The following is a 317-nucleotide window of genomic DNA, read 5'->3' on the forward strand; positions in this document are numbered from 1 at the left end:
GGCAGTGACATAAGCCACAGCAACAGCAGCATCAGCGCCGGCAAACAGTTACTGATTTCATCGGGTGGCGATACCACACTCGCCGGTGCCGTCGCCAGCGCCGAAAGAATCAGCGCCGAGATCGGTGGCAACCTGCACATCGCCAGCCAACAAGACACGAGTGACTACAACAGCACACAGCACAGCGCTGGCATCGGCATCGCCATCCCTATTGGTGCCGGCACCGGCAGTGTCAGCGGCCACCTCAGTAACAGCAAGGTCGACAGCCAGTATGCCAGCGTTGGACAACAATCCGGCATGTTAGCCGGTGACGGTGG

General features: G+C 59.9%; 1 protein-coding gene. It reads left to right on the forward strand.

Annotation, left to right across the window (positions count from 1 at the left end; translation table 11 throughout):
* The coding region (locus QN359_RS19875; RefSeq protein ID WP_323493637.1) for a hemagglutinin repeat-containing protein at positions 1 to 317 on the forward strand (317 nt) is incomplete at both ends.

Source organism: Undibacterium sp. 5I2 (assembly GCF_035019605.1).
Taxonomy (GTDB): Bacteria; Pseudomonadota; Gammaproteobacteria; order Burkholderiales; family Burkholderiaceae_D; genus Undibacterium.